Origin of the sequence: Streptococcus sp. HMSC061D10 (assembly GCF_001808865.1) — a bacterium.
GTDB lineage: Bacteria > Bacillota > Bacilli > Lactobacillales > Streptococcaceae > Streptococcus.
The window spans coordinates 24,625-33,836 of sequence record NZ_KV795009.1; the positions used below are offsets into that span (position 1 = coordinate 24,625).

Here is a 9,212-nt window from a genome sequence, read left to right on the forward strand (position 1 = left end):
CCCTTTAAAATGAGGCTTTTTGAGGTGTATTTCCTTTTTTGGTAGCTAATTTGGTAGCCAAAGAGATTTAGTCGATAAAATCACTTGATATCAGATTGAGTTTATCTGTTAATTCGGAATCAGCGTTTGGGTATAAATGACTATAAATGCTAAGTGTAGTTTTGACATCAGAATGACCTAATCGTCTTTGAATATATAGAGCATTTACATTATATTCATTAATAAGTAATGACGCATGGGAGTGTCTTAAACCTTTTGGTTGAATGTATTTAACTCCTGCTCGTTTAGAATATTTTAGAATCTGGTCTCTAATACTACGTTTACGATATGGATTTCCATCAAGTGATAGAATGAATGGTATCTTGTCAACTTTTGCTTGTCGTTCTTTCCATTCTTTAAGTACGTTTAGAGTATTATCATCAAGGCCAATGGTTCGTCTGGAGCTTTCAGTTTTTAGTTTGTTACGCCGAACCCAATTTTCACGGTTTATATACTGTAAGTTGTGATTGATTGCTAGAGTTTTCTTTTCAAAATCTACATCTTCCCAATAAAGAGCAGTCGCCTCATTTACACGCATTCCTGTAAAATAATAAAGCCAAAAAAGCGTATAAACAAAGTGCTCAAAATAACTCTTTTTATCAAGACATTGTATTACTTTTTGGAACTCGTCTTTTGTCCAAAAATCTATATGTTTTTTTATGATTGGAATTGGACTGATATTACTTGTGGGAATTTCATGAAAAATCAATCCATATTTTTTTGCAGTTTTCAAAACTTGATTAAGCAAAGTCATCTTGTTTCTTGCATATGAATTTGAATATCTCTCTAATAAACCGTTTCTATAATTAATCACATCATAAGTAGTAATTTCTCTAGGTTTTTTCTTACCAAAGTATTGAATAAATTCATCGAATATAACTTGACGTCTGTGTTCGAGATCCGGACTTGTTGTAGCGTAATAATTTGGCATAAAAACTTCTTCCATAAACTGCTTAAAAGTCCATTGAGTATGCTTAATTCCTCCTTTTTGTTGTACCTTGTTCAATGCTCTTGTACGTGCTTCAAAGGCTTCTTTTGCGGTTTGAAAACCACGTCTACGTTCTTGATAAGGTTTACCAGTAGCTAGGTCAACTCCAGCTTTAAAATAATAAGTATATTTGCCAGTCTTATCATCTTTCGTAACACCGGTATATCTAGTTTTTGACATGGAGTTCCTCCAATCCAAGTATCTCTGCTACAACTGATACTGGAACAGTTCCAAGTCCTTTATTGTTATAGAAATCGAAACCACGCTCGACCATAATATGTTTTGCTTGCCGTAAAATATTATAAGCAGTCCATTTTGAAAAACCTAAGTCCATAATTTCTTGTACTGTCATAGTTAATTTATCGTTCATAAATCAATTTCTCCTTTACTAGTAAGTTCTAGGAATTCTCCTATTAATTGTTTGAGTTCATTATTTAATCGTGGGGTTTGTTCTTTAAGTGCATCTTGTAGCTCTAAAGAAAATGAGCTACTATCAAATGCTTTTAAATGTTTTCTAAGCCTAGTCTTTTTAACTCTAATAGTGTTAGGTTTCAGATAGGGGAATAATTCGGGTAAGAGTGCAGGTTCATGGAGAAAGATATAAGCAAATGCTTTGCTATCATCTGGAACACTTGAAAGACTAAAAAAGCTAAAATTCTCCAATCGTTTAGAAATCTCTGAAATGGTTTCTTCGTTTATAGCCTTTGTCCGAAGTTGGAACTCTAACCGCCACCAAAAGGGCTTGCTTTCTATTTTTAATTTATCATCTCTTTTGTGACTTAATACCTCTATATTCTTATCGTACAAACGTACTTGAACGTTGCTACCACTTGCACCCCAGTATTTACTTTCTATATTTCCCCCTCTACCGTAGAATATTTTATGACTAACCCCTCCTTTGATATGTTGTAAAAAAACTATTTCTGGCCTATTAAAGATATCAAAAGCAAGATCTAATCGTGACAGTCTAATTTCTAATCGATTTAATCGAGCGTAATTCATAATCTGCCTCCACACTTGTAACCCCTCAAATTCTTTTAGTGAGTTTGGGTTGAAGTCTAGGCGTATGACTTGATAACCACCATAATCCGATAGTTGAAAGAAAATTAGATTTATACTATCTTCGTTTATCATTTTATAAAGAGTAAAATAGTCTTCTCTTAGATTTTCTTGAATACTAAATTCTTGAATTATATTATCGAGTGATTTTCGTAATTCACGAAATATTCGTCTAAGTGATTGGTTCTCACTATCAAAGATTACTGTTAATCTGTCAATGCTGATATAAATAGATTTTTCTAGTTTTGATAAATCTACTTGACTTTGATATTCTCGTAGAGATTGAATGGTATTTTTCAACTGTAACGCCTCCTTTCTATACTTAAAATCTGCGTAATTCGTTGCTACTATTGATTTTTGCCAATGACTCGTTACTTAGGACGTTGTCTTAAGTGTATCGGTTTGCTGGCTGTTAGAAACGCCAGCTTTTAAATTGAAGGTTGGAAGTACTTCATGCTTCGGGCGCTTTGCCTTCGGCCTGCGCCCTCGCACTTGCCTCCCAACCTTCAATTTAATTGGTTTAAAAAATAGCTAAAGTACTTGTCTAGAAAAGTCGAGAGCAGTTCAAGTGCTCGAAGCTCAATTTCTTCACTTCTAATATCTTCAAATTCATTATCATTTACTTGAATATATTCTTCTAAACTAGGCGAATAAAAAGAATGAGTATTGTTCATTTTATTGATTGGAAATACCAATTGTATAGATGTCATAACATCCTCAATCTAGCCATATTTCGCTTCTTATGGACTATTTATTACCATTTTGGTATAATTGTATTGGTTTAAAACGAAAGCCTCAGAACGCTTTGCAGAGCTTTCTGGGGTGTTTTTGCATACTCATAAAGTTAACTAGTATCACTTATTTTGTATGCTTTGTTTTTATATAACCATTTTGGATATATAAGCATAATACAACCATTTTGGTTATAAGTCAATAGAAAAACGAAAGGGATTTTAAAATGTTAAAAGACAATATAAAAAAAGCCCGACTAGAAGCAGGACTTACTCAATTAGAAGTTGCTGAAAAGTTAGGTGTAGCTCAAGCCCAGTACGCTAGGTGGGAAAACGGAGGGAGAAATCCGAAAGATGAAACAGTAGAAAAATTAGCTGAAATATTTGGTACATCTTTTGAGATTTTAAAAGGACGTGATGACGGACTAGAAGAAATTGTTAGTTTATTGAGAGAGTATGAATTGACAGAAACAGATAAAAACAAAATTATTAACACTTTAAAGGATTTATTAAATAAATCAAAATAATGTGGTAGTTGGGGAGCACAAAGTGAATAATAGCCGGGAACAAAAAAAGCAAGCTAAAGCATTTATTAAATGCTGGGAAAATAGAGGAAACGAGAGGCAAGATATCTTCCAGCTTTGAGGCGTCAGACCATTTTTGTCGGATAAGTTCGATATTACAAAGCACAAGAATTATAAGTTACTTGAAGATTTTGATAAAAAGAATGTGTTTGATATTGAAGACTATATCAAGAGAAAAGGCAAAGTTAAGCTTAATAGAAATACAGTAATTACAAGATTGTAATATTTTTCTGTTTAGCTTTATGTGACAGGAGTAAATTTGGTATAATAGAACAAATTAGAATTTTGTTAGGAGGTGAGTCTAATTGAAAGAATATATTTTGAGTTTAGAAAAAGAAATACTCAAATCTGAATTTGAGGGGGTGTTTTTATGTCAACAATTAAAATTGAAAACCTTACTTTCTCATATTATGGCTATGTAAAACCTGTATTTGAAAATGTATCATTTTCATTTGATACGAACTGGAAAACAGGACTAATAGGAAGAAACGGAATTGGGAAATCAACACTATTTAAGCTGCTTCTAAACCAAGAAGTTTATAAGGGGAAAATCAGCAAAAGTGTTGACTTTATTAAATTCCCACCCAATTTAAGTGATACTTCAAAATTAGGGATTGAGTTATATAGAGAACTAATATCAGATGAGGAAGAATGGAAATTATTTAGAGAACTTCATTTGCTAAAGGTAGATGAGAGTCTTATTTACAGAAAGTTTGAAACGCTTTCTAAAGGAGAACAAACAAAAATCCTTTTAGCTATTTTGTTTACAAGAGAAGATGGTTTTTTACTTATAGATGAACCAACAAACCATTTAGATATGGACGGAAGAAAAATTGTCAGTGAATATCTGAAAAATAAAAAAGGTTTTTTGCTTATATCACATGATAGAGATTTTTTAGATGGTTGTATCAATCATATTATTTCTATTAACAGGAATTCTATTGATGTCCAATCAGGAAATTTTACATCGTGGTATGAAAATAAATTGATGAAAGACCAATTTGAGATTAGTCAAAATGAGAAATTAAGAAAAGATATTAAACGATTAAAAGAAGCTGCAAGACAAAGTCAAATTTGGTCTGATAAAGTTGAAAATACTAAAAACGGCGTGAAAGTATCAGGTGTAAAACCAGACAAGGGGCATATAGGTCATCAGTCAGCTAAGATGATGAAAAAATCTAAGAATTTGGAGAATAGACAAAATAAGGCAATAGAAGAAAAACAGAATTTACTAAAAGATATTGAAACAAAGGAAAGTCTATTATTGCATCCGTTACATCACCACAAAAATCCTCTAATATCAGTTTGCGATTTATCATCATATTATGGAAAAAAGCAGATATTAAGTAATATAAGTTTTGATATAAAGCAAGGTGATATAGTGGCTATATATGGGGGTAATGGTAGCGGAAAATCAACCTTGATTAAAATTTTATTAGGTCTAAATCACGAGTATTCAGGTGATGTAAAATTAGCAAGTAATTTAAAAATATCATATGTTCCTCAAGATACATCCAATTTAACAGGTAGCCTAAACGAGTATATTCATAAGCAAGGTGTTGATGAAACATTGTGCAAAACAATTCTTAGAAAATTAGATTTTGCAAGAGAATTATTTGAAATAGATATGAAGAACTATAGCGATGGACAAAAAAAGAAAGTTTTAATTGCTGTAAGTTTGTCAAAGCCAGCTCATATATTTATTTGGGACGAACCACTGAATTATTTAGATGTAATATCAAGAATACAGATTGAGGAAATTATAAAAGAAGCAAATCCTACACTCATATTTGTGGAACACGATAAGAGGTTTGTAGAAGATATAGCGAATAAAATAATACGATTATAAACTAAATAATATCTTTTAGTTTGTCGAGGTAAACCTTTTTAACAATAACCTTATGCTATTGTTAAAAAGATTGAAACTCAGTAATAATGTATATTACTAAAAATCATATTAAAAATAATTCAAATTTATTGGTAGCCTTTTGGTAGCTAAACAGACAAAAGTTAATATCTTCATAAAAAAAATACAGTTAGAGAATGTTGATTTATCAGCATTCTTTTTTATTTCAAATAGTTTCTCGGAATTAGATACGGGGGGTTAGGTGCTGGCGTGGCTATCGCCACACCAGCCAGCAAGATCAGTCCACACCTGCGACTTTCGCTTCGCACGTCGCCTGCGTGGACTGTCTGCTGTTGGTTAGTTTTTTTATTTCCTCCAAAAAGTCATGACCTTTTGGTACTAAGGGAGTGTAAAATTCTGATATGACACTTGTTCCCACATCAACATAGCCACGACCTTTGATTTGTTTTAAGAAGAAATCTTTTTGTACATCACTGCCAAACATCATGCCATAGCCCATTTCAGACATTCTTCCAAGTGCCACTCTGAAATTAAACTGGTCACGGATTCCGTCGCCTAAATATTTTGCGTCTGGACGTTGACAAGCCAGTATTAAAAAGAAGCCAGCTTGACGACCTAACATGACAATCTGTTTGAGCTTGTTTAAGACTGCGGTATTTTCTTTATTTCCCAGCATTTCCATGAAAGCCACGTATTCATCAAAGATAAGAAAGTTTGCAGGAAGTCCTAAGTAGGCATAGTTCTCGCCAGTCTTATAGTTTTCCATCTCTTTCATAGCTTCACTTCGTGCCATCATTTCATCATAGAAACGGTCAATGCAGGAGAGCATATCTTCTTTTCTGTAGTAGACATTCCCCATCACAGAGCCTAAGTCGGCAAGGTCGGCGTTCTTTGGGTCAAGAATATAGAGCTTAGAATCTGTATAAAGCAAGGCTTCAATCAGTGTCAGTATAAAGTAAGTTTTACCGCCACCTGTACCACCAGCTATGAGCATGTGAGGGAGCTTGTCATATTCCCACCATACGTTTTCCATCAAGCGTAGTTTGCCATCTTTGGCTTGGACTTCATCAATAGAAATACGACTGGCGATGGTGTCATAGAGCAGGGTATATTCCACATAAGAATCTTTTAACTCTTTATCCGTCAGCTCACAGTACAATCCGCTTTCTAATTTCTTTTCCAAGTGTAGGAGCTGGTCTTGATATTTTCCTAGCGTGATTTCCACTCGCATCTGTATTAAACCATCTTTAAGGCGATAAAATATTTTGGGAAAGTAGGTTATCTTTTCCTTAGTACGACTGGACGAATCTTTGAAGAAGCCATCTGTTTTGACCTGTTCCGATTCATACCACTTGTTTTCAAGTACCATCTTAGCCAGCTTTTGACGGTGGTACAGTTGTTTTACTGTATCATATCTATATCTTTTGAATAGAAATGCCACCAGCAAGCAGACAAGAATTGCGACACTAACACTAATAACTAAATAGGGAATGTGAATCTTGTCTACTTGTGATAGGTTAAAGTCCTGCCAGTTAATCTGCTGGATTGTCTTCACATGAAACAGTCCGATAACCAGCAGGAAAATTGGCAGTAAGGACGCTACTGTAAAATGAAAGACTAAATCCTTGTCACTTGGGCGAATCCTTTTACCACGAATGCCAAACTGTTTCATGCGGGATTTCCTCCTTTCTCTCTAGTGGAAGTAGCATGACTATTTATCCGTGGCTGGCTCTTTTTTAGGTTGTGGCTGATTTTTAAAGGTACTGGAATCTTTCGTCAATACAATATCGTCTGCCTTGATATACCAGTCAACATCTGCCCCTCGGAAGGTAGCGGTAGCGACGGTATCTGCAACTGGATTGATGATTTCCACTTTTGCGTTATAGTCAAACTCTTTCAAAGGAACACTGGCAGGAATACTCACTTGAATCATACGTCCTTGCCCTTTGGATTTTAAATCATAGGTACGTTCTTTGATTTCATCTGAAACCGTACCGTCGTCATTTTGGATTCGTACTTCACGACGGAGTGCTGAAAACTTTAATTCTCCAAATGTAGCGTCTTTATCTAATACAATGCCATTAGGTAATCTCATCATTTTTCCTCTCTTTCTTTATTCTTTTATCATGTCGTCCGCATGTAAAAGGTAATTTGTGAATCCACGAGTACCAATTTTATAGCCCTCTGCGGTAATACGTGGATTGACTAACATTACACGTTCCTCAAAGCCGAAATGTTTTTCTCCAGCTTCAGCAGGAAGCACCACCACAATATCATCTGCTCTTTGAACGTCAGAATAGAGGTTGTAGCTTCGAGATAAGACAGTTAATTGTCCGTTGATTCTTCGCTGTTCTACTTTATCCTCGCCAGCAAATTCTAAATTGCCAAATGTTTTTTCCATGTTGGGAATCACAAATTTAAGTTCCATATTTTTACCTATCCTTTCTTTTTATTGTTTGATAAATCTTGTTTGTTTGATGGTCTTAAAGGGAGGGGAGCGACCTTTTGATTCTTGATTTTCTGTTTTCATAAGTTCACTTCCTTTCAAATATTGGGTAAAAAAATAGACACCTCATTTTTTGAAGTGTCTACCTATTAAATATTCAATTTTATTGGAAGTATCTTTGTATCTTCACTTTTCAAGGATAAATCGTCGTATCAAAGCTCATTCATAAGTAGTAAATTAGTAGTAAATTGAGTGGTTTTGACCTTGATAAAGTGTGATAAGTCCAGTGTTTATGCGGATAATTAGATTTTTATACTGTTTTTTATTCTAAAAAATATCAATTTATCTCGAAAATATTTTGTAAAAAAATCAACAAAATATTATAATAAGATTATGAAAACGGAATAAAGGAGATGTCTTTAAGGACAAGAACAAAGCTGACATGGAAGATAGAAAAAAGCTACAAAAATTTGCCATTCGTAAACTGAGCATGGGAGTGGGCTCGGTATTGATTGGACTTGCCTTCATTGGAGGAACACTTGAACCAAAACTGGTTCAGGCTGATGAGACCAAGCAAGTTTCCTTTCACTATTTAGCAGAATCGGAGTTGACAGCTGCTGAACGTGAACTCATTCACCATGAATTACCACAAGATCTTAGTCAAGAGAGCTATTATCTAGTCTATCGTAAGCAGGGACAAGCCGTCTTACCTCAAACAGGATCCGTCACCTTCCCCTTGGCTGGTCTTGGTCTTCTGACGGCTAGTTTGGTGGTTTTCCTATTTTCTAGGAAAAAGCCTTCTAAGATAGTTGGAGTGTTATTGATTGCTTCTGTGGGTAAGAGTTTATTACTACCTTATCAAGTATTTGCTTTTGAACACAAGGACTTACTAGCTTATGATCAGACTAAAACCCTTGTGTCTGCAGATGGTTTAACTCAAGGAATTATTGACATTAAAGGCTATGACTATGTCGGTTATTTATTAGAGACGGATTTAAGAGGAACAGGCCAAGATATAACATCTAGTGAGAGTCCAGAAATTCCTGCAAAACCAGTAAATCAAGCAGCCATTCATGAAATTTCCGAATTCACAGGCGGTGTATCAGGCGAATCCTTAGTTGAACCACCTAAACCATCATTTGAGGGTGGTGTTAATGGCCCAGGAGCAGTAGCTGAATCCTTGCCAGAGTATACACCAGAATTGAGTAGTCAAAGTGGCGTCCCAGAAGTCCACGACAAAGCAGACTTTACAGGTGGCGTATCAGGCGAATCCTTGGTTGAGCCAACAAAACCAACATTTGAAGGTGGAGTCAATGGCCCAGATGCAGTAGCTGAATCCTTACCAGAGTATACACCGGAATTTAGCAGTCAAAGTGGCCTTCCAGAAGTCCATGACAAACCAGAATTCACAGGTGGCGTATCAGGCGAATCCTTAGTCGAGCCAACAAAACCAACATTTGAAGGTGGTGTTAATGGCCTGGGTGCAGTGTCCGAAGCC

The 9,212-nt window shown here is 35.0% G+C and carries 9 protein-coding genes and 1 pseudogene; 4 read left to right on the top strand and 6 right to left on the bottom strand.

Annotated features, from left to right (window positions below):
- Nucleotides 1–67: 67 nt before the first annotated feature.
- The 3 genes from HMPREF2728_RS03800 to HMPREF2728_RS03810 are packed head-to-tail and all read right to left on the bottom strand — an operon-like array spanning nucleotide 68 to nucleotide 2,386.
- Nucleotides 68–1,207 carry a tyrosine-type recombinase/integrase gene (locus HMPREF2728_RS03800; RefSeq protein ID WP_000047856.1) on the bottom strand — a complete coding sequence of 380 codons (1,140 nt, stop codon included), beginning with the start codon at nucleotides 1,205–1,207 and terminating at the stop codon, nucleotides 68–70.
- On the bottom strand, nucleotides 1,194–1,397 hold the full coding sequence (locus HMPREF2728_RS03805; RefSeq protein ID WP_000998327.1) for a DUF3173 family protein: 204 nt from the start codon (nucleotides 1,395–1,397) through the stop codon (nucleotides 1,194–1,196). The genes HMPREF2728_RS03800 and HMPREF2728_RS03805 overlap by 14 nt, the downstream gene beginning before the upstream one ends.
- Nucleotides 1,394–2,386: a hypothetical protein gene (locus tag HMPREF2728_RS03810; RefSeq protein WP_000799122.1), complete on the bottom strand. Its 993-nt coding sequence runs from the start codon at nucleotides 2,384–2,386 to the stop codon at nucleotides 1,394–1,396. The genes HMPREF2728_RS03805 and HMPREF2728_RS03810 overlap by 4 nt, the downstream gene beginning before the upstream one ends.
- A gap of 658 nt (nucleotides 2,387–3,044) precedes the next feature.
- On the opposite strand from HMPREF2728_RS03810, the gene HMPREF2728_RS03820 reads away from it, so the two are divergent.
- From HMPREF2728_RS03820 to lsa(C), 3 genes and pseudogenes are all read left to right on the top strand, one after another.
- A complete protein-coding gene (locus HMPREF2728_RS03820; RefSeq protein WP_075227095.1) occupies nucleotides 3,045–3,344 on the top strand; it encodes a helix-turn-helix transcriptional regulator in 300 nt (99 codons plus the stop codon).
- 118 nt (nucleotides 3,345–3,462) lie between these two features.
- Nucleotides 3,463–3,624: pseudogene (locus tag HMPREF2728_RS10310) on the top strand (conjugal transfer protein); the annotation flags it as partial.
- A gap of 147 nt (nucleotides 3,625–3,771) precedes the next feature.
- Nucleotides 3,772–5,250 carry an ABC-F type ribosomal protection protein Lsa(C) gene (gene lsa(C) / locus HMPREF2728_RS03825; RefSeq protein WP_075227096.1) on the top strand — a complete coding sequence of 493 codons (1,479 nt, stop codon included), beginning with the start codon at nucleotides 3,772–3,774 and terminating at the stop codon, nucleotides 5,248–5,250.
- A 295-nt stretch (nucleotides 5,251–5,545) separates the two neighbouring features.
- Here the strand turns inward: lsa(C) and HMPREF2728_RS03830 are convergent, their stop codons facing one another.
- From HMPREF2728_RS03830 to HMPREF2728_RS03840, 3 genes are read right to left on the bottom strand one after another with little or no spacing between them, the layout of a single operon-like run.
- Complete coding sequence (locus tag HMPREF2728_RS03830; protein ID WP_002368310.1) at nucleotides 5,546–6,940, bottom strand: FtsK/SpoIIIE domain-containing protein; 1,395 nt, start codon at nucleotides 6,938–6,940, stop codon at nucleotides 5,546–5,548.
- 39 nt (nucleotides 6,941–6,979) lie between these two features.
- Entirely contained in the window at nucleotides 6,980–7,366 is a 387-nt protein-coding gene (locus HMPREF2728_RS03835; protein ID WP_000985040.1) for a YdcP family protein, read from the bottom strand.
- A 15-nt stretch (nucleotides 7,367–7,381) separates the two neighbouring features.
- On the bottom strand, nucleotides 7,382–7,696 hold the full coding sequence (locus tag HMPREF2728_RS03840; RefSeq protein WP_000420681.1) for a YdcP family protein: 315 nt from the start codon (nucleotides 7,694–7,696) through the stop codon (nucleotides 7,382–7,384).
- Nucleotides 7,697–8,156: 460 nt separating this feature from the next.
- On the opposite strand from HMPREF2728_RS03840, the gene HMPREF2728_RS03845 reads away from it, so the two are divergent.
- Nucleotides 8,157–9,212: SIALI-17 repeat-containing surface protein (locus HMPREF2728_RS03845; RefSeq protein WP_148130261.1), on the top strand; the 1,056-nt coding region annotated here is incomplete at its 3' end.